Source organism: Echinicola vietnamensis DSM 17526, from assembly GCF_000325705.1.
In the GTDB taxonomy this organism is placed as follows: Bacteria; Bacteroidota; Bacteroidia; order Cytophagales; family Cyclobacteriaceae; genus Echinicola; species Echinicola vietnamensis.
The window spans coordinates 5,107,841-5,131,635 of the sequence record NC_019904.1; the positions used below are offsets into that span (position 1 = coordinate 5,107,841).

The 23,795-nt window shown below is 44.5% G+C and carries 29 protein-coding genes; 7 read left to right on the forward strand and 22 right to left on the reverse strand.

All coding sequences use genetic code 11. The features are described 5' to 3' along the window. Positions 1–7: 7 nt before the first annotated feature. From ECHVI_RS20745 to ECHVI_RS20755, 3 genes are all read right to left on the reverse strand, one after another. On the reverse strand, positions 8–1,744 hold the full coding sequence (locus ECHVI_RS20745) for a RagB/SusD family nutrient uptake outer membrane protein (RefSeq protein WP_083891999.1): 1,737 nt from the start codon (positions 1,742–1,744) through the stop codon (positions 8–10). 14 nt (positions 1,745–1,758) lie between these two features. After that, complete coding sequence (locus ECHVI_RS20750; RefSeq protein ID WP_015267985.1) at positions 1,759–4,833, reverse strand: SusC/RagA family TonB-linked outer membrane protein; 3,075 nt, start codon at positions 4,831–4,833, stop codon at positions 1,759–1,761. A 178-nt stretch (positions 4,834–5,011) separates the two neighbouring features. After that, complete coding sequence (locus ECHVI_RS20755) at positions 5,012–9,094, reverse strand: hybrid sensor histidine kinase/response regulator transcription factor (RefSeq protein ID WP_015267986.1); 4,083 nt, start codon at positions 9,092–9,094, stop codon at positions 5,012–5,014. A gap of 664 nt (positions 9,095–9,758) precedes the next feature. Between ECHVI_RS20755 and ECHVI_RS20765 the strand changes: the two genes are divergently transcribed. The 3 genes from ECHVI_RS20765 to ECHVI_RS23790 all read left to right on the forward strand — a co-directional run bounded on the left by ECHVI_RS20765 (position 9,759) and on the right by ECHVI_RS23790 (position 11,402). Continuing rightward, positions 9,759–10,133 carry a GreA/GreB family elongation factor gene (locus ECHVI_RS20765; RefSeq protein ID WP_015267989.1) on the forward strand — a complete coding sequence of 125 codons (375 nt, stop codon included), beginning with the start codon at positions 9,759–9,761 and terminating at the stop codon, positions 10,131–10,133. 207 nt (positions 10,134–10,340) lie between these two features. Then, positions 10,341–10,766, forward strand: coding sequence for a hypothetical protein (locus ECHVI_RS20770; protein ID WP_157501553.1), 426 nt, complete (start codon positions 10,341–10,343; stop codon positions 10,764–10,766). A gap of 471 nt (positions 10,767–11,237) precedes the next feature. Next, on the forward strand, positions 11,238–11,402 hold the full coding sequence (locus ECHVI_RS23790; protein WP_169316427.1) for a hypothetical protein: 165 nt from the start codon (positions 11,238–11,240) through the stop codon (positions 11,400–11,402). 40 nt (positions 11,403–11,442) lie between these two features. Here ECHVI_RS23790 and ECHVI_RS20775 read toward each other — a convergent pair whose 3' ends face one another. From ECHVI_RS20775 to ECHVI_RS20820, 10 genes are all read right to left on the reverse strand, one after another. Beyond that, positions 11,443–12,144 carry a hypothetical protein gene (locus ECHVI_RS20775; RefSeq protein ID WP_041739046.1) on the reverse strand — a complete coding sequence of 234 codons (702 nt, stop codon included), beginning with the start codon at positions 12,142–12,144 and terminating at the stop codon, positions 11,443–11,445. 628 nt (positions 12,145–12,772) lie between these two features. Further along, entirely contained in the window at positions 12,773–13,276 is a 504-nt protein-coding gene (locus tag ECHVI_RS20780) for an SRPBCC family protein (protein ID WP_245553387.1), read from the reverse strand. Then, a complete protein-coding gene (locus ECHVI_RS20785; protein WP_015267993.1) occupies positions 13,266–13,589 on the reverse strand; it encodes an ArsR/SmtB family transcription factor in 324 nt (107 codons plus the stop codon). Before ECHVI_RS20785 ends, ECHVI_RS20780 begins: the two co-directional genes overlap by 11 nt. Positions 13,590–13,771: 182 nt before the next feature. Next, positions 13,772–13,915, reverse strand: a complete 144-nt coding sequence (locus ECHVI_RS20790) for a hypothetical protein (RefSeq protein ID WP_245553388.1) — start codon at positions 13,913–13,915, stop codon at positions 13,772–13,774. 108 nt (positions 13,916–14,023) lie between these two features. Next, entirely contained in the window at positions 14,024–14,602 is a 579-nt protein-coding gene (locus ECHVI_RS20795; protein WP_015267995.1) for a YdeI/OmpD-associated family protein, read from the reverse strand. Between the two features lie 17 nt (positions 14,603–14,619). Then, positions 14,620–14,973 (reverse strand): DUF4180 domain-containing protein, encoded by a 354-nt coding sequence (locus tag ECHVI_RS20800; RefSeq protein WP_015267996.1) that lies wholly within the window; start codon positions 14,971–14,973, stop codon positions 14,620–14,622. A gap of 9 nt (positions 14,974–14,982) precedes the next feature. Further along, complete coding sequence (locus ECHVI_RS20805; protein ID WP_015267997.1) at positions 14,983–15,339, reverse strand: iron chaperone; 357 nt, start codon at positions 15,337–15,339, stop codon at positions 14,983–14,985. After that, positions 15,336–15,719 (reverse strand): DoxX family protein, encoded by a 384-nt coding sequence (locus tag ECHVI_RS20810; RefSeq protein WP_015267998.1) that lies wholly within the window; start codon positions 15,717–15,719, stop codon positions 15,336–15,338. Before ECHVI_RS20810 ends, ECHVI_RS20805 begins: the two co-directional genes overlap by 4 nt. A gap of 6 nt (positions 15,720–15,725) precedes the next feature. Further along, positions 15,726–16,190 (reverse strand): SRPBCC domain-containing protein, encoded by a 465-nt coding sequence (locus ECHVI_RS20815; RefSeq protein WP_015267999.1) that lies wholly within the window; start codon positions 16,188–16,190, stop codon positions 15,726–15,728. Positions 16,191–16,199: 9 nt separating this feature from the next. Next, positions 16,200–16,520 (reverse strand): ArsR/SmtB family transcription factor, encoded by a 321-nt coding sequence (locus ECHVI_RS20820; protein WP_015268000.1) that lies wholly within the window; start codon positions 16,518–16,520, stop codon positions 16,200–16,202. A 112-nt stretch (positions 16,521–16,632) separates the two neighbouring features. Between ECHVI_RS20820 and ECHVI_RS20825 the strand changes: the two genes are divergently transcribed. Beyond that, entirely contained in the window at positions 16,633–17,061 is a 429-nt protein-coding gene (locus tag ECHVI_RS20825; RefSeq protein ID WP_015268001.1) for a hypothetical protein, read from the forward strand. A gap of 24 nt (positions 17,062–17,085) precedes the next feature. Here ECHVI_RS20825 and ECHVI_RS20830 read toward each other — a convergent pair whose 3' ends face one another. Genes ECHVI_RS20830 through ECHVI_RS20860 form a run of 7 tightly spaced genes read right to left on the reverse strand, consistent with a single transcriptional unit; the run spans position 17,086 to position 20,032 of the window. Then, positions 17,086–17,328 carry a hypothetical protein gene (locus ECHVI_RS20830; RefSeq protein WP_015268002.1) on the reverse strand — a complete coding sequence of 81 codons (243 nt, stop codon included), beginning with the start codon at positions 17,326–17,328 and terminating at the stop codon, positions 17,086–17,088. Beyond that, positions 17,321–17,725, reverse strand: coding sequence for a cupin domain-containing protein (locus ECHVI_RS20835; RefSeq protein WP_015268003.1), 405 nt, complete (start codon positions 17,723–17,725; stop codon positions 17,321–17,323). Before ECHVI_RS20835 ends, ECHVI_RS20830 begins: the two co-directional genes overlap by 8 nt. 21 nt (positions 17,726–17,746) lie before the next feature. Then, a complete protein-coding gene (locus ECHVI_RS20840; protein ID WP_015268004.1) occupies positions 17,747–18,124 on the reverse strand; it encodes a nuclear transport factor 2-like protein in 378 nt (125 codons plus the stop codon). 18 nt (positions 18,125–18,142) lie between these two features. Further along, positions 18,143–18,355 (reverse strand): DUF4287 domain-containing protein, encoded by a 213-nt coding sequence (locus tag ECHVI_RS20845; protein ID WP_015268005.1) that lies wholly within the window; start codon positions 18,353–18,355, stop codon positions 18,143–18,145. Positions 18,356–18,360: 5 nt separating this feature from the next. Then, positions 18,361–18,741, reverse strand: coding sequence for a DoxX family protein (locus tag ECHVI_RS20850; RefSeq protein ID WP_015268006.1), 381 nt, complete (start codon positions 18,739–18,741; stop codon positions 18,361–18,363). A gap of 5 nt (positions 18,742–18,746) precedes the next feature. Continuing rightward, positions 18,747–19,709, reverse strand: coding sequence for an SRPBCC domain-containing protein (locus tag ECHVI_RS20855; protein WP_015268007.1), 963 nt, complete (start codon positions 19,707–19,709; stop codon positions 18,747–18,749). Beyond that, on the reverse strand, positions 19,709–20,032 hold the full coding sequence (locus tag ECHVI_RS20860) for a metalloregulator ArsR/SmtB family transcription factor (RefSeq protein WP_015268008.1): 324 nt from the start codon (positions 20,030–20,032) through the stop codon (positions 19,709–19,711). Before ECHVI_RS20860 ends, ECHVI_RS20855 begins: the two co-directional genes overlap by 1 nt. A 279-nt stretch (positions 20,033–20,311) precedes the next feature. On the opposite strand from ECHVI_RS20860, the gene ECHVI_RS20865 reads away from it, so the two are divergent. Beyond that, positions 20,312–21,199 (forward strand): IS1595-like element ISEvi1 family transposase, encoded by an 888-nt coding sequence (locus ECHVI_RS20865; RefSeq protein WP_015266931.1) that lies wholly within the window; start codon positions 20,312–20,314, stop codon positions 21,197–21,199. Between the two features lie 16 nt (positions 21,200–21,215). Here ECHVI_RS20865 and ECHVI_RS20870 read toward each other — a convergent pair whose 3' ends face one another. Both ECHVI_RS20870 and ECHVI_RS20875 read right to left on the reverse strand, forming a co-directional pair. Beyond that, positions 21,216–22,604 (reverse strand): S41 family peptidase, encoded by a 1,389-nt coding sequence (locus ECHVI_RS20870; RefSeq protein ID WP_015268009.1) that lies wholly within the window; start codon positions 22,602–22,604, stop codon positions 21,216–21,218. Positions 22,605–22,617: 13 nt separating this feature from the next. After that, positions 22,618–23,055: a DUF4386 domain-containing protein gene (locus ECHVI_RS20875; RefSeq protein ID WP_052331471.1), complete on the reverse strand. Its 438-nt coding sequence runs from the start codon at positions 23,053–23,055 to the stop codon at positions 22,618–22,620. A gap of 24 nt (positions 23,056–23,079) precedes the next feature. On the opposite strand from ECHVI_RS20875, the gene tnpA reads away from it, so the two are divergent. Both tnpA and tnpB read left to right on the forward strand, forming a co-directional pair. Then, complete coding sequence (gene tnpA / locus ECHVI_RS20880; protein ID WP_041738757.1) at positions 23,080–23,385, forward strand: IS66 family insertion sequence element accessory protein TnpA; 306 nt, start codon at positions 23,080–23,082, stop codon at positions 23,383–23,385. Further along, the gene (gene tnpB, locus ECHVI_RS20885) at positions 23,385–23,726 is read left to right on the forward strand and encodes an IS66 family insertion sequence element accessory protein TnpB (RefSeq protein WP_015267031.1); all 342 of its coding nucleotides are present in this window, start codon (positions 23,385–23,387) and stop codon (positions 23,724–23,726) included. Before tnpA ends, tnpB begins: the two co-directional genes overlap by 1 nt. Positions 23,727–23,795 lie beyond the last annotated feature (69 nt).

The following is a 23,795-nucleotide window of genomic DNA, read 5'->3' on the forward strand; positions in this document are numbered from 1 at the left end:
ATTTCCCTTACCAACCTGGATTTTGCTGTAGGTAACCTTTATCGATTTCGCTCTGCGGGATTGGGTACAGGTACATGCGGTCCTCCCATACCCGAGACTCAAATGGCTCCCTACGGTACACCAGGTTCCCGGCTTCCTGTTCATATAGGTTTAGTCCCCACATCTGGCCGCTCATGACTCCCTCCTGTCCTGCAATCCTCCATCTCCTCACGTCAAAAAACCGATGTTCCTCAAAGGCCAGTTCAATGGCCCTTTCCCGTTTGATTTCTTCCCTGAGCTTATCCTGGGTATTGTATCGTGGGTCTGCGGCATCTATGGCCGGGATACCTGCCCTTTCCTTGATGGCATTCAGCGCTTCGATGGCCATCGGATCCAGGGGACTGGCTTCGTTTAGGGCCTCGGCATAATTCAGGTAAAACTCTGCCAGACGGAAGACCATCCAATGGAACTGGCCACCGCCCCAGTTGCCCCTTCCCAAGTACTTTTTCATGTAGCCTACTCCATTGACCGGGGCACCGTCCGACCAGGTACCGTCCGTACGCTTAAAAAATTCCCTCGTCCCGATCTCATCGTTCCATTTTGAACCTGAATAGAATACAGAATACTGGAAGCGAGGCTCCATGGCCTGCATTTTGGAGGTAAACTCGGCATAGGTGCCCTGGTCTTCCCATACCTGGTCCTCCCCTGAAAGGGTATGGTATTGGTTGGCGTGGTTCAGGGTCACTCCGTGTCCATACCATCCCCCGTAGATCCCGCGGGGCATGACAAATTGCTGAAACATGGGGCTCCATGCACCCCACCATCCATTGGACTGGTTGGCCAGCAACATCTCCGGATTGCCCTGTACCTCTACGGCCGCTCGATAATTGGCTGCCGGATCTTCTGAAGCCCGTACCAGGTGGGTCCCGTTCTCAGCTGCCCAATCGAGAACGGCCTTGTTGGCCGCTGCCGCTCTTTGCCACCGTTGCCCATCATAATCCCCATAGCCGGTCAGGGTTTCCTCCCCCGGCAGATAGGGTGCGTCGGTATTGTGCAATGGACTGGCCGCGTACAACAGTACCCGTGCCTTGAGTGCCAGGGCCACCCCTCTGGTAATCCGCCCCATGAATTCCGATGGATAGCTGTCTGGAAGCACCTCGGCGGCAGTTTCACAATTGTGGACGATAAATTCGACACATTCCCCATAGGTATTTCTCGGCAGCATGATGTCGCCAGAGGCACTCAGCACTTCGGTCACCAATGGCACTGCCCCATACCGTTTCATGAGTTCATGGTATTGTAGTCCCATCAGGACCATCGCCTCAGCTTTTAGCTGTTGTTTTTCACTATCGGGAATATCGGGTACCATGTCCACATTTTCGATAAAAATCCAAGTGTTCCTTATCCCCTTGTAGTGTGTGCCAAAATCATCTTCCCTGTTGTCGGCGGTGCTCCAGACCCCGGTGTTATGGTCATTTGAGGAAGGCCAGGTATCGTACACGTCCCCTTCGTCACTTGCGGCCATCAACATGGAAGCATACATACCATTGTGCTTTCCCCAATCAATGGGAAATCCAAGTGGCATACAGCTGTTATAGGTTTCCCAAAGGAAGGATTCGGCCTGCACCCTATTGGAAAAGATGTCCTCTATGGATACATCATTGCTTTCCGGCTTGCCCAAAAATTCATCATCGCAGGCATACGACAGTAAACAGGCTGTGGCCATTCCCATATATAATATCGTTCTTTTTATGGCTTTCATCATCTTAAGGTTTACGGTTAAAAGCGGACGTTCAGTCCCAAGTTGTACACCCGCATCTGAGGGTAAAAACCACCCCTTCCTGCAGGTGCTTCAGGGTCAAAATTCACCATATCGCTCCAGGTCAACAGATTGTTGCCATTGGCAAATACCCGAAGGTTGGTCACTCCGAGCCTGTTCAAAAAACGGCTTTGGAAATTATAAGCGATCTCCGCATTTTTCAAGCGGATATAGCTGGCATCCTCCAGCCAAAAATCAGAAGGTCGGTAATTATGCTTCCCTGAAGTGGGGGACAGTTCCACCCGCGGATAGGAAATGGGAAGGTTCTGCTCATACCGCTCTTGCGTCCAACGTTCCAAGTGCCGGGAAGTGGCATTCCGCCAATCGGTATCAAATGCCCAGGCACCCATCTGGTCGATGTAGGTGGACACCCTGTCGGCACCTTGGAACAGCACCGAAAAATCAAAGCCCTTGTACTGTCCTCCAAAGGAAAGCCCATAGATGACCTGTGGAAAATTTGAATTCCCGATGGGCACTTCATCGTACTGGTCGATGGTACCGTCATCGTTTTGGTCTACATAGCGGATATCCCCTACTTGGAGTTCGGCCGTAAATGCCGATGTCGGGGCCGATGCGAGCTCTTCTTCGGTATTGTAAAAACCATCGCTTTGCAATCCCCAGTATTGGCCCACCGGATGCCCGGTACGCTGCAGCCATTCATGGGCCCTATTGGGCTCGTCCATGTACAGGATCTTGTTTTTGGCCAGGGAATAATTAGACTTTACCCAGTATTTGAATTCCCCGATCTGGTCGTTGAAGTTCACTTCCAGTTCAAAACCTTTGTTTTCCACTTTACCTATGTTCACTGGGGGCAGGTCAGCTTGCACCAAATCGGGCACGGTACCCAGGTACCAGAGGATATTGTCCCTTTTTTCGGCAAAGATATCGGCATTGATCCGGAGCTTGTCCCCAAAAAAACCGGTCTCTATCCCAAGATTGAACTTCTTGGCCCTCTCCCAGGTAACATCGGGATTGCCCACTCTGCCTTCCTGGGACCCGGAATACCACTGGTAGTTGTCCCCATATTGGCCAAAATGGTACCCTCCACTGTTGGGGTAGAAGACCGATGGCAGGTAAAGGAACCGAGCCCCGCCGATCTTGTCGTTCCCTACTTCACCATACGAACCACGTATCTTGACATAGGACAAGAAATCTCCCGTCGGTATGAAGGACTCTTCGGTCAGCACCCAGCCCAAGGAAAAGGAGGGAAAAAAACCAAAACGCTTGCCTTCAGGAAAATTTTCCGAACCATTATAGCCCATGTTGAATTCGGAAAGGTACTTTTCCTTAAAGTTATAGGTCACCCTTCCGACCAACCCCTGATAGCCCCTGGGCACGTTGTATTCCTGTCCGGGGGCGGTATAGCGTTCCTGCATATAAAGCGCCATACCAGTGATATTGTGTTGTCCAAAACTGCGCGAATAGTCCACAGCTCCTTCAAAATAGGTCTTCCTGTTCCTTCCATAGCTCTCACCGAAGGAAAATGGCGCATCCATCCCCTGGGGCAAAAACACCGGTTGGGTAGGGTCTTCAGGATCCTTTACGATCCGGTATTTCATGCTTTCCTTGCTCCTGCTAACATTATGCTGGTAGTAGTTGTCATAGGCCACCATCCCCCTTACGCTCAATCCCTCTGTAATAAAGCCCAATTTGTGCTTTAGGCTTACATTGGTGTTCATGGTACTCCCAAAATTCCGTTGGTAGCCGTTATTGACAATGGCATCCAACGGGCTTCCCGAACTGGAAGGAAGCCCTTCCACACCGGAGATCAATTTGCCATCAATGACCCCGGGGTTCATCATGGGATTGGAATTCAGTATCCTGAAAAAGATTTCTCCTGCCCCATAGCCTGGATAATTGGAATCGGTAAACTGGCCACTGAGCTTTACCGATGCTGAAAAGTCCTTATTAAAGTCAATATCAAAATTGGAGCGGAAGTTATACCGCTTGAATTTTGGATTGGCCGAATAGGCTGTCTGCACATCCTGGACATCATATGCTCCGTTCTGGTCAAAATATCCAAGCGATACAAAGTACCGGGTGTTGTCCGTTCCCCCGCTGATGTTAAAGTTATGTTGTTGTTGGGCAGAATAGTCTTTTAGCACCAGGTCAAACCAGTCCACATTGGGATGGAAATAGGGATCACCCCCATTCCGGTACAGTTCCAGTGAAGATTCACTGAAGTAAGGTTCCTGTCCTGAATTGACGCTGGCTTCGTTTCGCAGCATGGCATACTGATAGCTGTCCAGCAAATCTGGCAGTGAATTTGGACTTTGGAGCCCAAAATTGGCCGTGTAGTTGATCTCGGGCTTCCCCTTGCTACCGGTTTTGGTGGTGATAAGGATCACCCCATTGGCTCCCCGCACCCCAAATACCGCAGTGGCAGAGGCATCCTTAAGGATACTCAACGTTTCGATTTCATGCGGATCGATCTGGTTCAGGTTGGAACGCTGTACGCCGTCCACCAAGATCAGCGGATCTGATTCGGCCCCAGTATTGAGGGTAGCAATTCCCCGGATTTTCAAACTGGATTGGTCATAGCCGGGTTCCCCACTGGACTGCACGGCAATAAGCCCTGGTAGCCGGCCTACAAGGGAGTTACTGATATTGGCCACTGGGCTCTGTACCAACTCCTTGTCCCCAATGCTGGCCACTGCCCCTGTCATGGTCGCCTTCTTCTGCTCTCCAAATCCCACTACCACCACTTCGTCCAACGCCTGGAGGTCTGGGCCCATTTCGACATCCAGTACCGTTCGGTTCCCAATGGCCATTTCCCTGGACTTATAGCCAATAAAGGTAAAGACCAAGGTGCCCGTGGAGGGCACGGTGATGGAATACTTGCCATCGATATCCGAAATGGTACCCTTTCCGGTACCTTTTAACAGGATATTCACACCGGGCAGGGTGGTCCCATCTTCCCCGGAGGTCACTGTTCCGCTTACGGTAATCTGCTGCCCGTAGGCAGCACCGTGAAACAACAACAGTAGCAGTTGGGCAAACAAGAGAATGCCCATGCCCTGTATATGTCTTCTCATTTCATCTGTATTTTGGGTAAACAATAATTTTCAAGATCCGGGCTACTTCCCAGATCTTTCCAAATTTGGCATGTACAGCTTAAAAATGGGCGGGGTTTTTTCGGCTAATAAGGGGGGTGAAATAACATTTGGGAAACATAAGCGCCTGAATGGCAACATACGGGCAATTTTACACCTGTCATTTAAAAAAGCCTGCATTCAGGATATACTGTCGTTCGGTAACCGCTCCCCTGTATTTTTTCTGAAATGCCGAAGGGGTCATACCGTATTGCTGGCTGAACTGTTTCCTGAAATATTTGAGGTCGTGCCAACCGGCACTTGAAACGGCCTCGTTCACCTGGGCATCGGTGGTGATCAGGGTAGTGGCGATCGCCCTTAACCTCACAAAGCGGATTATCTCGTTGACCGTTTTGCCGGTGGCCAATTTTACTTTCCTGTACAACATGGAATGGCTCATGCACATGTCGACGGCGAGCACCTGGATGGAAAACCCATCATTGTCCAGGTTTTCTTCGATTACCTTTACCATTTTATCGATAAATTCCTTGTCTTCCTTGGACAGTTTCCTATCGGTGGGTTTCTTGGAAACCGATGTCAGCAGATGGCGCTGGACGGATTCCTGCTGCCTCAGTATCCCTTTTACCCTGGCCATGAGGTAATTTTTATCAAATGGTTTGGTAATGTAATCATCGGCCCCTACTTCAATGCCCTTGAGCTTTATGCTGTCCGAGGCACTGGCTGTCAAGAGCACCATTGGAATATAGCGATATTCCTCCCTGGATTTCAGCTCTTTGCACAGCTCCACACCGTTCATTCCTTTCATGACCACATCTGAAATTATCAGGTCGATCTCTTGTCCTTCCACTATTTCAAGTGCCTGCTCTGCACTCTCTGCCAGCACTACTTGAAACTGTGTTTCGAAAATTCTCTTGATATATTGGCGGAGCTGGGGATTATCATCAACTGCCAGCACCCTTTTTTTGGCCGTCACGACTCCATCGGTAATCGTGGCCAGCCCGTCCCATGTTTCCGTTTTTTGGGGCATGTGGTTATTTTCAAAATCAAACAGTTCCTCCAGGAAGACCATTTGTTCCCCGACGTCCTCATGGACCAGACCGTCCGGGACATGGGATTTCCCGGTAGGCAGGCCAATGGTAAACTTTGCCCCTCCCCATGTGCTGTCGGTAAGGTCAACGGATCCCTTGTGCTCTTCCACAAGCTTTTTCACCAAATAGAGCCCAATTCCAAACCCCTTTGCCCCTGATTGGGAATTCCCCTGGTAGAAAAGGTCAAATATCCTTTCACGGTCCCCTTCTCCGATTCCCTTTCCGTTGTCTTCCACCGTTACCGTAAACCTATTGGAGGCATGCACGGCACTGACCAGGACCTTTCCCGTATGGGGCGGCACAAATTTCAGGGCGTTGGATACCAGGTTGAACACCGCAATTTCCAATTTCTGCCGGTCTGCAACAACTTCGAAGGAATCAAGCTCTGCGTGGAATTGATAAGAAATGTCCAAATCCTTGGCATGGTGGATAAAACAGCTAAACACCTCTTTACAAAGGCCAATAACATCCAGTTTTACCATTTTCACATTCCCCACTTCGGTCTGGACCTTCCTGAAGAGCAGCAGTTGGTCCACTAAGCTCAATAGTCTTTTCGAGTTTCTATAGACCACCTCTACGGCCCCCGCTTCAAGCTGTTTCCGTTCCCCGTACATCACCTCCTTTAACGGGTTGATGATCATGGTCAAAGGGGACCTGAACTCATGGGAGATATTGGTAAAGAAGTTCAACTTTTTTTCGTTGAGTTCCTTTTCCCGACGGGCCATTTCCCTTGAAAGGCTTACCTGGTACTTCAGTTTGTCCTGTTTTCTTTGGTAAAGGACCAATATCCCTGCCAATCCCCCAACGATGACACTATAGAGTCCATAGGCCCACCAGGTCCTGTACCAAGGTGGAAGGATGGAAATGGGGAGCGAAACCACCTGGGGACTCCATTCTCCCTGAGCATTGGTTGCCCTGACGTGGAAGGTATATTCCCCTTCCCTAAGCTTGGAATAATTGGCCATTCTGGAATTCTTGACAAAGTGCCATTTCTCGTCCCACCCTTCCATGTGGTATGCATATGCTATCTTTTCGGGATGGGCATACTCCAGGGCCAAAAAATCCAGGGAAACCATGGATTGGTCATATGGCAGTTCAAGCTTGTCAAGGGCAAATATGGTCTTCCCATCGGGATGCCCCGGTTGGTTGTTCACCCTAAGTTGGGTAAGGTGAATGTGGGGGAAGCTCCCTTCGCTTTTTTGGTGCAGGGGATCTATGAGGTTAAATCCCTTAATGCCACCAAAGGCCAATTTCCCATCATCGAGCCTTATTCCGGCGTTGTAATTGAACTGGTTGCTCTGCAGGCCGTCGGAGGCAAAAAAACTGGTGAATTTCTCTCCTTCCGGATCAAATTTTGCCAATCCTTTATAGGTGCTCATCCAAATTTTTCCATTTCGGTCCCCTACCATTTTCAGTACCGAATTATTGGGCAGTCCCTCTTCCTGAAGGTAGGTCTTGGCTGTTCCCTGTCCACTGTCAAACCTCCAGATCCCACTGCCTTCTGTGGCCACCAGAAGGTCTTCCGGTCCTAGGGACATGATATCCCTGACAGGATAGCCTATGTCAATCACTTCATGGTCCTGCTCCACGGATAGGTCAAGCTTCACCAAATGGTCAAACGTCCCCACCCAGTAATCTCCATTATGGTCTTGGGCCATCGAGATGATCCCGTATATGCCCACGTCCACGAAGTCGAAGCGGTCCTTTTGTCCGTTGTACCGATAAAGCCCTTCTCCATTTGATGTGGCTGCCCACAAATCACCTGACCGGTCCTTGAACAGGACCCAAATATACCAGTGGGCCATGCCCTCCGGATTGCTCAGGGTGTAGGGGACAAAGGCATCGGCCCGGCTGTCATACCTGCAAACGCCCCCACCATATGTAGCAAGCCACAGGTTGTTTTCCCTTTCCACGATGGCCGTTACAAAATCATTGGGAAGGGACCCAGGCTTTCCGCTCCGGTGTCGGTAGTTGGTGTACCTGTCACGTTTCCTGTCCCATATGCTCACCCCACCCCCGTCGGTACCGACCCAGAGGCTATCACCACTGGTCTGGCAGAAAGAAAGTATAAAATCGCTCGGCAGGCCATTTACCAAATTATCGGGGTTATGGACGGTAACGAACCGGTTTTGTTTCTTTTCAAGGATATTGACCCCTCCCCTTAGGGTGCCGACCCATTTCCTTCCCTGTCGGTCAAGGGCCAAGCCATATACGGCATTGCTGACCAAATCGGATGGAACGGTACCTTCTTTCAGAAAATAGGACTTTTCCGATCCCTTTTCCAGGACGAGCAACCCGTTTCCATCCGTGGCGACCCATATCTGTCCGTCATCGGCGACGTTCATGATATCGGTAATCTTGTTTTTGGTGATTTGCGCCGGATACAAATACCAATCCTTCTGTTGAACATGGAAACGGGCCAGGCCATAGTCCGAACCGATCCAAATATTACCCTCGCTGTCCAACTCGATACAGTTGGCGCTTTTTATGTCCTTTAGCACCACCTTAAAGCAGCTGTCCTCCTCTTTCCTTACGGCCAGTCCATATCCCTGGATAAAGGCCCAAACGTTATGGTCCTTGTCAACGGCTGCTCCCTGGGCATGATAGTCATAATACCGTTTCCCTGCGTCCCACAAGGGAACCCTTGACAGGGGACCGCCATCAGCCCGTACCATCACTCCCTGTCCTGCCGTGGCCACTACGATTTTACCGTCCCTGCCGGTGATGTGGTTGATGTTGGCCGTTAGTTTATGCCTTCTTTTGGTTTTGGGATCCTCGTAATACCTTGCTTGGAACTTCCCCGTATGGTAATCATATACGCTGAGGCCTCTTTTGGTTCCCACCCATACCTCGTTCCTGTCGCCATAAATACTCACAATCCGGTTATGGACCAAGGATGACGTATCCCTGGGCTGATTCCTGAACACCAAAAAGTCATATCCGTCGTACCTGTTCAGGCCATCATAGGTACCGATCCATACGAACCCTTTCTTATCCTGGTAAATTGCCGTGACCGCATTATTGGACAGGCCGCTCTCTATCCCAATATAATTCCGTTCATATCCTGTCAGCCTTTCCTGAGCATTGTCCTGTCCAAGGACCAATTGGATGGAGAGGCAGAATATGAAAAGTAAAGGTATCCGGAAGAGCATCATGTAGCAATTAGTTCTATAGGCAGACTGAAGTTATCAAACATCTACAAACATACAAAAGGAAACCTTCCAAATACCGGTCACCATTACCCATTTATTGCACAATATCACCCAATACCGGTATTAAAATTCAGAAACTACCTAAAGCACACTACCCATATCCTGCTTAAGCGGACTATTTGACCTACCCTCCTCCCGGTAGCAGTACAGATTTAGGACCGTTATATGGCCGAACATTAAAATAATCATTAACTTCCCATTGTCTTGAGGAATATGTCGGATAAATATCGATTCGGGTTGGTCACAAAACACCAATGTCATCGGGGAGTAGTCCCTATGGGCAAAAACGCTTATGTTTTGCCCCTGTATTGGACATGGCAGGACCATCTCTTTTTTTTGTAGGGCCGTAAGGGTGTTTTAAGCATGATTCCGAAATCCGTAAAACTTATTTTATTTGAAATATTGCCTCCTGCCGGAAGGCAGGCAATATTTCTGTATTCCTGTAGCAAGGCCTTTATTCCGTTGCTCTCCCTTAGGGCATAAGGGAGAGCCTGTTTCCGACCGATCATTTCTTTTCCCCTATCCATGGGATGGGGCAATTCGACATTGCACGCTTTTGATGTCCTGTAGAAAGCGCTGGAAGCATACATTTCAAATTATGATTTTGATGAAACCATTAGTTAAGAAATCAGACTATCACTCCATAAAAAAAATATTGACGGCTACAGTCTCCCTGGGATATCAAAAGGACGCACTCTTATTGGAAAGGGAGTTGAGGAACTGCGAAATCGTGGCCGATCATTTGGTCAATGACCTTGTCGTAAGACTGGGGTCCACTGTAACGGTATTGGATACCGGACAGGGCAAGAACATCCGTGTCACCCTTGTTCCACCTCAGGATTCCAATGTGACCGCCGGTCATATTTCGATAATGGCCCCACTTGCGGTGGCCTTGTTGGGATTCCAAGAGGGCCATGAATTTTCATGGACCCTGCCCTCAGGCGAAAGGAGGTTAAGGATATTAAAGGTACAACAGCCTTAAACGATCCATTGGGTTTTACGCCCCTCGACACTTAAGCCTGTGCCCAATAACAGGGGATTTCCCTTGCTATTGGGCACAGCACTCCTATCAGCTAATCCACGGCTTTTGGGACCTTTCCGGACCATTGTCAGAAAGTCGATGGGGGATCCGGTGGGACAAAACCTTTTAGGGCCCTTTTCCGTTTGGAATTCCATTAACCCTTTTGACATGGCAAATACCGCGGACTTTACCGATCTTAAAATAAACATGGTGGGCGAACTGATCGGGCTTGTAGGGACCACCGAAGACATTGGCGAAAAGCCCGGGATCATCGCAACACTGGTCAGGAATTTCAGGGACGATAGGATCTTTCCCTTTTTATGTGAATTGCTCCTGGACAGGGACCATGTGGAAATCCATACCTTCCTGGTCGGAGCCTGTTCGGAATATTCCCTGGAAACCTGCCGTGAAAAAATGTCCTTTTTTCTGGACCTACTGGCAAACGGGTCGTACGAAGCTTCTATGGCAGCTGCCGGTCTTTTACTCCATATCATGGAAACCTACAAACTGGACCGGGAGACCTTGGACCGGCTAAACGATGAAATATCGCGGCACGTGGGTCCACATCACGATGGACAGGTTCCTACGGCATGACCTGAAGCCCCTGTGGTCAAGGGTGATCAGGCAGGCATATGCGCCATGTCCGATGCCACATTCGGGCTTCATTCCGGCGACCTGACAAACCGTACACATCCCGATTCGGCATAGGGCCAATTGAACCTTCTAGGCGGTTTCATCCACGCCATGGCCCCCAGTATCCCCACACCCGGAAAACATGGAAATGACCTGAACACAAATGGCGGACTGAAGCTGGACTTCCCTTGGCAAAGGCAGCTCAACCTTCCCCTCAACGACCCTGCGGGATTCGAGGAAACGGTCTACTTACCGACAATTCAATGCCAGGATCGCATCGCTCAATTCTCAGGAAATAGTCCTGGACGAGCACTCTCAAGGTACTAAAGGAATAGCTGCAAATGGTCCTGAAGGAAACTCCCCAGGATTGGACGACCATCACCTTCCGACCTTTGTTCGAACCTCACGGTATGGATTTGGTCCTACAGGAGCATGACCATGCCTATGGACGTGGAGGACAACAATTCCTTTTCAGATAAGGCGGCATTGGCCATTGAGGTTGGTTGTACACTTGGGCACCAAGCAGTGGACCGGGAGGAAGATTTCTTGGAACAATGGCAAGTGTCATGGTTCATTTTGATCCCACAAGGGCATTGAATTCCATCATTTCCAGAAAAAGGAAAGCAAATAATTGGCTTCAACCGTTACCGGTTTCCTTTACCGTGGATCTTGCGGGTTCAGGGACCTGTCTTTCATAAATACAGAACAACGACCTGGAATCAAAACGGAAAACCTCCCCCCTAAACGGCAACGGGCAATCTTCAGGGGCATGCGGCGCTATTTCGGTCAACAAACCGGGTGTTGGGAAAGGAAGTGTGACGGAAAGAACTTCGGGCAACCTGAAACAACCGATATCATTTCCCACATGATCGCCCCCCTTCTGCAATTGGCGGTTGCCATATACCCGTTCGAGCAAATAAATATACTCCCCTGCCCTGTCCAGCCAGTCCTTCAGGACAGGCCTATAATGGCGCGACCCGTCCACATAAAGACAGATCAGGAACCGGCCATTGGATCGAAATAGTTTTTTCCGTATGATCCCAACGGCCAAATGATCAGTTTTCCTGTCCGGAAAGCATCTGACCAGCTCCCGTAAGGACCCGTCCCATAAAATAAGGTGAAGTTTGGTATTGTTTTCCGTTTCGGCAATAAACATCAGTGGCTCAACATTGGTTATGTGTGCATTTAATTGACAGGGGATGATTATAGAACTGGCAAACACAAAATCAGGCCAATACTTTGTAAAAAAATTGATCGATACTCCATCGAAAACTCCCAATGGATATGACAACAAATTCCACGACAGCCCTGCCCGGGCGTACCAGGTCATTTTATCCATACCAGATAAAATAGCTGATGTACGCGTCCAACCCTTGAAGAGAAGAACTGCTCATCCTTGAAGCGCCGGAGAACCATTCCCGTTTCCATCCTGGCCACACTTCCTTCAACCCCATTCATTATACCTCAATAAATTACGGACCTATAATAGCATTAACAAGGAATAATTTTCTCCTTTATTTTTAGGATTACCACTACTTCTTCCAATCTTTCCGGGGTAAATTACAAACTATTATTCATTTCAATTTCTAAACCTTTCAAACCAATCAAACACCGTAATAGTCTCCACTTTTGATTTTTCATTCAAATCGAAAAAATCATGTCCCACTTCGTTCTTGGCATAGTTGGATTTACTTTTTCAACTCAAAATCCATCCAATGATCGTAATAAACAAATCGTTTAATTTCGGTAAAACCTGCTCTCCCCAGAATCCGATTCAGCCTGGCCCTACTTTAGCTTATTGTCAATGGCCACCTTCATCAAGATCCATATTTTATATGACTTGACCACCAATGGTTTGGCACAAACCGTTTTTCCAGCAATTCAGCTTTTTCCCAGCCATCCCCTACGGGTTTCATTGTTGTCCTCCCTTCTTTGAGAAAGTCAAATTACGACCATTCCATGGCCGGCTATTCAGTATTTGACAAAAGTCCATCCAAGTTTGACAATGCCATTTCATAGCCTTCTTTAAAACCCATTTCGATCATATTGTCAAGATCAGTAATGCTCCCGTGCCGAAGCGTGGTAGCCACTGTGGTGGTTCCGTTATCTTCTGTAAAAACGATTGTCCAAAAAGAATTTGGTTTTCCGGAAGTATCATTGCCCTCTTCATCACAAAAGGCGTCCAGCCAGGAAATGGATTTTAACGGTTTAATAATCTTGTAATCCGCCTTACACCAGTCCTTTTTATTTTCAGGACTTACCATCGCATAAAGCCACCGTCCACCTTCTTTAAAATCCAGCGATTTGGTCTCAATATGATAGGGTTTGGGTGCCCACCATTTGTCGAGCAGTTCCGGATCGCTCCAGGCCTGCCATACTTTTTTAAGATCGGCATCGAACTTACGTTTGATATGAATACTATTGTTTGCCCTGTTAACCGAAAGGTCCAATGAAGCATGGTTATTCATCATTATTCTTTTTTATGGTTGCTAATACATCGTCCAATTGATTGAACCTGGTTTCCCAAATTTTTCGAAATTGTTCTAACCACTGGTCGATCTCTTTCATTTTTTCTACCTCAAGTTCATAGAAGACCTCCCGTCCTGAATGTTCTTTTTTCACCACTTCACACTCCTGCAAAATCCGTAAATGTTTCGATACGGCCTGCCTGGAGACATCAAAATGCTCGGCAATGGCGTTGGGCGTAAGTGCCTGAATGGCTATCAGGACTATTATTGCCCTTCGGGTAGGATCGGCTATGGCCTGAAATATATCTCTTCTCATCCCACTACTTTAAGAAACCTTTTGGTTGCAAATACATACGCAACCTTTCGGTTTCACAAATATTCGCCGATAATTTTCCGACCGATCCATACCATAGGATTTAAAAATTGGATGGTAAAAGCTGGCCAGGAATTTGAAACGGGAATCGGTCCCCTTATGTACGGTAGGGCAATCAATACCTTTTAATCATCAATTAGCTCAATTTGGACTTCTTTCTCATTTCCAAAAGCGATAACCCCTGATACATCAATTTCCCCACGGCTTTCCACGCGCAACACCTTATCACCATCTTCCAAGTCAATATTGATAAGGTAATCTGAATACATCAGATTTAGCTCAGATACTATTGTACGGGCTAAGTGTTCATCGCAAATGTTTGTTTTAAAAATTTCGACCATCGATGGTGTCACAATTAAAATAAATTTGAAATTGGGTTATCGCTCGTTATATCCTTTTCCTTCTAATATTTTAGAAAAGGTCTTTTCAATTCTTGAAAACCGGGTTTTCGATTGTTTGGCCTGAGAGAGGTAGAATAAATAACCTCTTTGTCTCCCAGGTGTTAGGTTGTAAAAAGCAGTTTCTAATTCAGGATAATTTTTAAAAGCCTCTTCAAGTTCAGTAGGCACTTCATATTCCGAAGTCTTTTTCCACTCCACCTTTAAGCCTGACTTTTCGGCTTCTATGGTTTCAAAAACATAAGTCTTGACAACGGATTTTAAATCGATGATTTCCTTGGCGCTCGTAAACCGTATTTGACGTGCCGATTGTACATTTTCAGTTTGTTGGACCAAAATATTTTCGGTATCATCCAGCAAAACCCCTTTATGGAAAAGCAAGGCACAATAGTCTTTGAAGCCGTGTATGAGCACGATATTTTTACCGTTGTGGGTGTAACAGGGATGCATCCATTTAAAATCTTCTTCAAGCCCACATTCCAAACAGACCTCTCGCAACAAGAGGGTCTCTTCTTTCCAGTTTTTTATCTTTTCTATGTATTGGTCAACTTTTTCCATCCAAGAATTATTTAATTTCACAATACGTTTAACGCTTCATTTAGTGAGCTTTGAAAACGCACCTGCCTTCCTTGGTTACTTTCATAAATAAAATCATTTAGGCTCTTGCTAGAATATATTGAAAAATCCCCTATGATAATTAATGGCAGTTGATACTGGGCAAATTTTTGAAGAATATCGCCTGCTAGTTTGGTCTTTAAATCAAAAAAGTCTGCAGTAATATTTTTTTGGTATAAGATCAGTTTATCAAAACCTTGGTAATAGATGTTCCCCATTAAGTCTATAGCATCTTCAAGGTTTTGAATTATAATTTCATTGGAAATGACCTCTGCTACTTTAATACCCTTAAGTGAATGTTCTATTATTTCCATTCGATGCTGTTATAATTCGTTAAGCTTTGATTGATCTTTTATCAGTTGTTTAATCTCGGAAGAAGGAACCTCTTGGCCAAACTTAATTTGAATGGTTTTCTTCCCTGTTTTGTATCCCTTTGCTTCCAGGGTTTTCCGCACTTCATCCGACAGGGAATCAATACCAAAACTCACGTGATTCTTTGCCAAAGAAAATCCGGCAAGAATGCCATTATAATTGTAGATAGGCACGTTCCATTTGATACCCCCCGCTGCCTTTGGTTCTGTAGTTTCGATCAGTTCCCTGAGCTTAAGCATTATTTCCTTGGCAACTGCTGGTGATCTATCGATAAACTCATCTACTGTCCTGGGCTTGATTTCTTTCATTTTTTGGGCATTGTTAATTTTCTAGGCTCTGGCCTGAAACACCAGGAAACAACTGTCAATACAATAAGCAAACCAGGGCCAAAGAGTGTAGTGGTATCATCTCCAATTATCAAGTGTGAGGCCATAGCTCCAGTCATCACAAAGAAAAAACCTGCATACGCCCATTCTTTTAACAATGGATATTTTGGAATAAGAATGGCGGTTACGCCTAAAATTTTCCAAACGCCCAGAATGGTCAATAAATAACCCGGATAACCTAAGTGCTGCATACTCGCAACTTCTTCCTCCATTTTTATCAATTGGACAATTCCCGTGGACAACATCCCCAAGGACAGCCAGACCGTAGCTATCCAGTAAATAATTTTGTCTCGTTTTTTCATAACAAGTTATTTTACGTCCGTTAGAATTTCCTCCAGTTTATCGTGAGCCCTATTCAAGCCATAAGCAAATGGGAGTTTTAGTTGCTCGGCTCGGTGTTTTTCGGATTTGTAGACAATCTGAATCGTTAATTTGCTTTTATCATGGGAAACCTTTTCAAAATGTAGAAACTCCAATTGTACGCCCATCGCCATACCTTCCATTTCAAAGGTTCGAACGATTTCCTGGTCAGGAATCACCTTATGAATAGTGCCATTGGCCTTAAACATTACCTGCCCTTCGTGCGAGGTTTCAAAGGCATAACTTCCATGATTTCTGTTTTCCAGCTTTAAAACTGTTGTACCCATCCACTGAGCAACAAATTCCGCCTCCGTGTAAGCTTTGTATACCAGCACTACCGGAAGGTCAAAGTCCCTTATAATGGTTAGCTCTTGTTTGCCTTCAGGGGCATTCACTTTTGTTTTTTGTACCATAGTTTGTTTTTATTTAGACAGGTGTTTTTGCATTACGGCTTCCAGGGCATTAAAGCGATCATCCCACATTTTTCTAAAAGGCTCGATAAAATCAGCTATTTGCTTCATCCCCACCGGGTTAAGTTTGTAGTAAATCTCCCTTCCTTTTTGCTCCTGTTCCAATATTTCACACTCTGTCAGGATTTGAATGTGCTTTGAAATGGTTTGCCTGGAATAATCGAAATGCCCTGCAATGGCTCCCGGTGTCATTGTGCTTGCCGCCACCATGGTAATTATGGCCCTCCTCGTGGGATCTGCAATGGCTTGAAATACGTCTCTTCTTAACTTCATTACGCAGTTATTTGACTGCAAATATAAATGCAGTTATTTAGTTGCGCAAATTTTCTTAATATGATATTTTAGAACGATCGATTAAATTAGCTCTATAAAAACCAACAGGGTCATGAAAAAGTATATTGACGCTACACCGGATTCAGGCAAGCAGTTTTATCAAAGCTTTAACGGAAAGGGAGAAATCACAATGCTTAACTTGTTGAAGTTCAAGGAAAAAGCTGATTATTCAGACATGGCGCACTTGAGACCAGAACAAGAAATAAGTGGTGAAGAAGCTTATCAATTATATCTTGACAGTACTTTGCCACCACTACAAGAAGCAGGGAGCGAGATTCTCTATTTCGGTAAAGGAAGAGATTTTTTAATTGGTCCGGAAACCGAAAAGTGGGATGCCATTTTGTTGGTGAAGCATCAATCTGTAAAGAAGTTTATGGAATTTGCCCAAAACGAAGATTATTTAAAGCATGCTGGCCATCGAACGGCTGCACTTGAAGATTCCCGACTTTTGCCAACTACTGAAGTGAAAAACGAACTCTAGCCAGGTAGCTCCATGCCAGCTTTATTAAGGTATCAAGCTTACTTCTATTCCATTGCATTTACCAAAATTAAGAATACCTGATATGTCAATAGCATGGCGACCCTCAACTCTTAAAATCCTATCACAATCTTCCAAATCTAAATTGATACGATAGTTTGGATGCAGCTGTTTGAGGTCGCTAACTATTTTGTTGGCCAACTGTTGATTACCGACATTCGTTTTGAATATCTCAATGCAGTTAGGAGGATCATTTAATTGCTCATTCATTCTCGTTTTCTTCAAACCATTTTACTATGGATGGCATGTTTCGCTCAAACCCTCCAGGAATAAAGAAATTAAGCACTCCACATTTTTCATCTGTGCGGTTAGCAAAGTCGTGAATGGTTTTGGCAGGAATCCTTAGAAAGGCACCTTTTTCAATATCAATCCATTTTACGCCTACCAGTATAGACGTAGTACCTTCAATACCATAAAATATTTCATCATTTTCTTCGTGCTGATGCGCTCCTGGTCCTTCTGAATTTGGTTCGAGCCACCACTCAGAAATGCTATACTTATTAGAAGTTTCATCTTCATCTGCCTTGAAAACAGCGGTCATTGTACCCATTTTGTAGGTTCTACCTTCATTGGTTTTTAGGACAATTGGTTCGTCTTTTTCTTTCATTCTAGATTTTCAATTATGACATTATACTTCTATGCAATAGGATGTGATGGCCTTGACCTTTTCACCTTTCGTACTCTGGAAAACATAAAAATCTGAGAAGGCATATTGATTCCCGTTTTCCATTGTCATTAGTCCGTTTACGGCACCTTCTTTACCGTGAGATAGGATTTGGTTCAATATCAATTCGGTAACTTTTGTAGACTGCATTTTTTCTAGCTCCTCCTTAAAAGCTTCATTTCCTTCGATTTTCTTATCGCCAATGATGTCCCACACAATGTCTTGGGCTACATTATCCGTTAGAAAGCCGACATTGCCTTCAGCAAAGGCTATGTTAAATTGTCTTAAGAATTCCATTTTGGGCGAATTGCCACAATTAGGACTGGATATTATTTTGGTCATCTGAAAAGGATTAAAGTGCTATTCCCGTTTTCCTTTAAGGTAGGCATACATGGCCATGGCGTGTCCATGACCCAATTCAAATTCTTCTTTCAACCAAGTGGTTACTTCGGTAGCTTTTACAACTAACTCCCCGTTTTTTGTGAAGGCTTTTTCTTCTGCAAGGTTCTGGAAGTCTTGGGCTTTTTTGCCTGTTTTTTCTTCTATGTTCGTAATGTACGTTTGGAATGACATATTTATTAGTTTATAGATTGAAGTTTGATTTTTTGTGAGTAGCTATACGATATCCCCAACACAATGCCTACCACAATGGGCATTGCAATATTTGCCATTACTTGGTCAACCGCCATATGACTTATGGTTGCAAAAATTAAATTGAAGGATAAGCCCGCATAAGCCCACTCTCTTAGTTTAACAGGAAGCTTTGGAAGCATTATTGCGCTTGCTCCTAATATCTTGCAAACAATTAAAGTATAGGCAAAGTAGTCAGGATAGCCCAGGGGTTTGGTTCCCGCGTTGAAATATTCATGTGCAAATAGGAGCGTTGCCAATGGCATTAACGCTTCCATGACGAAAATGACTGAAGTCGCTATCCAGAATATGGTTTTATACTTCTTCATAGCAGCTATTTGTTTTGATAATTAATCATCCAGTTGATTCCGAATTTATCTGTACAACTCCCATAATATGCACCCCAAAACGTATCTTCGATAGGCATTTCTATTTGTCCACCTTCAGAAAGAGCATCAAAAAGACGCTTTGCCTCCACTCTCGATTCTGGTTCTAGATTAAGGTGCATGTTGTTACCTGGCTTTACAGTCATCCCAAATTCTTTAGGAGCATCAGTACCCATTAAAATATGACCACCAAGTATGGGAAGTTCTACGTGCAACACCATTTTTTTGACCGATTCGTCCATTGGAGGATGACTATGGTCAGCCGGTACTTCGTCAAAGCGTTTAATGCCATTGATGAAATCAGATTTAAAAACTTGTTTGTAATAGCGAAAGGCTTCTTCTGTATTGCCTGGAAAGTTTAAATAGCTAGATACACGTGCCTTATTATTCGGTTTGTTTTGTTTACGTAATTTGAATTGTGATTCAATGTATTGATCTAAGTTTTCAAGCCCTGCAGTAAAGCCTTCTTTGAAGCCCATTTCTATGATGGTCTCCAGATCTTCCAATTGATCAAACTGAATGTTGATTTCCACCAAAGCGGTATCGCCTTTGTCAATAAACTCGTTGTGCCATTTCACTCTCGGTTTGGTGCCACTTATCACGGCATTTTCATCACAGAAAGCATCCAGACCAGAAAAGCTCGTTAAAGGCACTATTTTTTCAAAATCAAACAAGCACCAATGTTGCTCACCTTGAGGCCCCGCCATGTAGTAATGCCATTGTCCTCCCTCGGTAAAGTTCATCGACTTGGTTACCGTTTTATAAGGTTTTGGAGCCCACCATTGATCTAATATTTCAGGAGTAGTCCAGGCTTTCCAAACCATATCTTTTGGAGCGTTGAATGATCGTTCTACGTTAATTTGCTTGTTGTCTTTGTCAACGGTAAAGTTGAATAGAATTGCTTTGTTCATTATTGTTTGTTTTTGAGTTTTTCTAATACGTTATCTAATTGGTTAAATCGATCTTCCCAAATGGCTCTAAACTGCTCTAACCATTTATCGATTTCCTTCATTTTATCAACTTTTAACACGTAGTATATTTCTCTTCCTTGTTGATTTGCTTCCACCAAATCACATTCATTTAATATTTGAATATGCTTAGAAATGGTAGGTCTTGCTGCATCAAAATTTTCTGCAATGGCACCAGCTGTCATAGCTTGTGTGGTAAGCAATACCAGTATTCCACGTCTTGTTGGGTCGGAAATGGCTTGAAAAATATCACGTCTTAATTTCATTATATGAAGTTATTTGGCTACAAATATATATGAAGCCATTTGACTACATAAATAAAAATCAACAGAAGTTTATCAAGATTACTTTCTTGAATACCTCAACAGATGAAGACCTGTTTAAAATGTTTTAGTGGTTAAAAATTCAAACAGTTTTGCTTTTGACTCGTTTATTTTATATCCATCTGTTTTATAACATAGTCTAATTGACTATCAACTCCACTAATTAAGTCTTTAGAGGTGACCGTTTAATTTCATATATTTATGCTTTTAAACAAGCAGATAATGGATGTTTTCAAAGGACAAGAGCTTATAGAGTTCAGTAGAAGGTTCCAGACCGAGTTGGATTGTAAGAAATATTTGTCCGAACTTAAGTGGAAAGATGGATTTACGTGTCGCAAGTGTGGTCATCAGGGTAGCCAGATCAGAAAGGATTACGCACGTACCTGCAATAAATGTAGCGATACAGAAAGTGCTGGCGCAGGCACCCTTTTCCATAAAGTCAAATTTGGTCTTGTAAAGGCATTTTATATCTGTTTTGAGATGAGCACAAGTACCAAAAGTCTCTCTGCGATGTATATGGCCAAACGGTATGGCATTAACCGTAAAACAGCCATGAGCTTCATGCATAAAGTACGTGAGGCCATGAAATCGAGCGGAAATCATCCGATGAAGGGAGAAGTTCATGTGGACGAATTCGTAGTAGGGGGCCAAGAAGCCGGACATACCGGAAGGAGCTATGGAGGTAAGAAAAAGAAGGTAGTATGCGCGGTAGAACTTACTGATGCAGGAAAAGTCAAACGGTTTTATGCTTTACAGATCAAGGATTTTTCAGCCAAATCACTACGTCCCATCTTTGAGAGCCACATCGACAGGGGTGCCCAAGTTCAGACAGACGAATGGAAAGGGTATCGTCCTATCAAAAATGACTTTACCATCAAACAGACTCCCAGTGAATTAGGCTTAAATTTTAAAGCAATTCACACCATGATCCATCAGGTAAAATCGTGGTTAAGGACGACGTTTTCCTGGGTAAGCAAAAGGCATATAGACCGCTACCTAAGTGAGTTTTCCTACAGAATCAACCGCTCACAGAGCAAGGACACGATCTTCCACAATTTGATCACCAGAATGGTCAGTAAGAAAAAAATCCATATTGCTGACTTAATATGATATTAACTGGTCACCTCTATAAGTCTTTTACTGTTAAGATCAATTCAATATCGGGCAATATCCCACTACCTTTTGGAACAGAATGGTCAAGCACATACTTATCTATTTTTACAAAAGGCATACGAACCATTATTTTTGAATGTGGTAGTTCATACAAAGCAGAATATTGTGCAGTATGAAAATAATACCCACCTCCTGTTTCTTCTCCAGCAAGCGTTATGTTTTGGTCGTTTTTTGCACTTAAAGCAAAAGCACTTGCAGCAGAAAATGTATTTCCTCCAATTAGAACATACACTTTCCCTTTGAATGGTTTTTTATAAGGAATCATTTCTGCTTGAGCGTGGTCTTCTGTAAGTATCCACTTGCCGCTTTCTTTTTTGGCAGAAGCAAAATACATTTCAAAAAATTCGCTATAGTCGGATAAGGTATGAATTACATTCTCTTCGTGGGGAAGAACGTTCGTGATAGCACTTTCTGATATTCTTTGTTTAAAAGGCTCATCCGTTAAAAAGGAATACAAGTTAATTGCGTTGATTCTGTACCCTCCAATGTTTTGCCTAATGTCTATTATTAGGTTTACGGCTTTCTTCTTCTTAATTTCTTTAAATATCTCAATTAGTCTGGATTTAAATCCCTTTGGGTCCAAACCAAATGAGTTAACGGTTAATACTGTTGTTTTTATGGAGTCTAGGTAATAAACAAATGGCCACTTTTCAGCTATCCTTTTTTTAAAGTAATCAAGTTGATTTGTGTCTTGGTGATATAATGCAAAATGGGAATTTCTTTTAGGGTATCGGTTACCGATGTTTTCAAATGATTTTGAAGCAATTTCAACGGTTTTAGTTCCTCCGTTTGGGGTCGTCAATTTTACTGAATAATTTGCTTTGGTTCCGTATTCGTAAAAGTAAAGTATGCCAAATTCCTTTTCTATTTGGCGGTATTTTTTCGTTAGGTTGAAACCATCGGATGGGGCGTACTTCAATAAGTCTTTCAAAATAGTTTGAGAAGACATACCATTAATAGACGTTATTTCTGAACCAATGGGAATTTTAAAATCATCTGTGTCGGTATATAGTTTCCCATCTATGATTTTCAAAAGTAATGGGAATAATGGAGGTATCGTATCCATTTTTCTTTGGTGTATTATTAAATGGCCATCCTTAGCCTTGTCAGCAATAGAGGTAATAGATTTAAATAAGTCATTTGAAGTTCTTACTTCTTGAATTCCTTTTTGTTCAAACGTGCCAAAAATACTGTCCCATTCAGGTTTTGATGTATATTCATACAAACTTGGATGTCCTGTGGTTATAATTTCTTTGAAAACGGTATAGTCCTCTAAAACTTGGTCTTGTGATAGTTGATTTTGCCCTAAAGCGTACAAGGGAAATAAAATTGAGATGAACATTGTTATACAATATTTAGTACTCATTTCTCTCAGTAATAAAAATTACAACATTTGAATCAAACCCTTTAACAATCAACCAAACTGCTACAGTTATCTCCAACAAAGCCGTTGGAATGGCCAATGAGATATAGGTAGGAGTAATAATTCCTATAACACCAAACATAAGCAGAAGGCTTGCTAAAATCCCGCTTAACACAGTAGCAATAAGTCCCCAAACAGATAGCCACCTCGGGATGAGTTTTGATTGATACAAAATGGAATAGAACATGAGGTTACCCACGCTTAGGATTAAGGGCATTGCCACATGGTTTATTAGATCTCTACCGGAGCGTAATAAATTATCTAATGTTTGAAAATGTGAAGATACCGGGCTTCCTGCTATTACAAATTCGTGACTTAAAGTCAATAACAACAGTATGCTCGTAACCACCTTATAAAGTACATGTTTCATGGCGTGTTTTGACCGCATAGCTTTGTGGAAAAAGCAAAAGTGATGAACCTACAAGAAGAAATGGCCGCCCTTGTCAAAGAGTACAAGAGCAGCGGTCTGACGCAGAAATCCTTCAGTGCGCGAAAGGGGATCGGTTATCCCAAGTTCAATTATTGGTACCGAAAGCTGGCGGGGGAACAGGTCCGGGAACCCACTGGTTTTCTACCGGTCCGTACCCAGGGCAGCAGTGTTCCTGCAGAGGCGGTGGAAGTGGTGTACCCGAACGGGGTAAAGCTGCGGGTGCCGTCCGAGGACCTATCGCTGTTGTCCAACCTGATCAGGCTGTACTGATGTTTTCGCTGGGCTCCCACCACCAATATTTCCTGTACCGCAGCCCGGTTGACATGCGCAAAGGGTTCAACGGGCTTTCCGGGATCGTCACCAATGAACTGGACCGTGACCCGGTCTCCGGGGAAGTGTTCGTCTTTGTCAACCGCCACCGCAACCTGATCAAACTCCTGCACTGGGAGAAGGGCGGTTTCGTGGTCTATTACAAACGATTGGAAAAAGGCACTTTCCTGCTCCCGGAGGACAGGGGTGACGGCGTGCTGGATTGGCCCGAACTGGTGCTGATGGTCGCGGGCATCCAGGTGGAAGGCTACCGGCAGCGTCCCCGGTATATCCCCGGTTGATTTTTTTTACTGACCCGTGTTCAGCTTTTCGGGGCTGTATGCCCTTCTGTTAGTCCTACGGACAGCTTT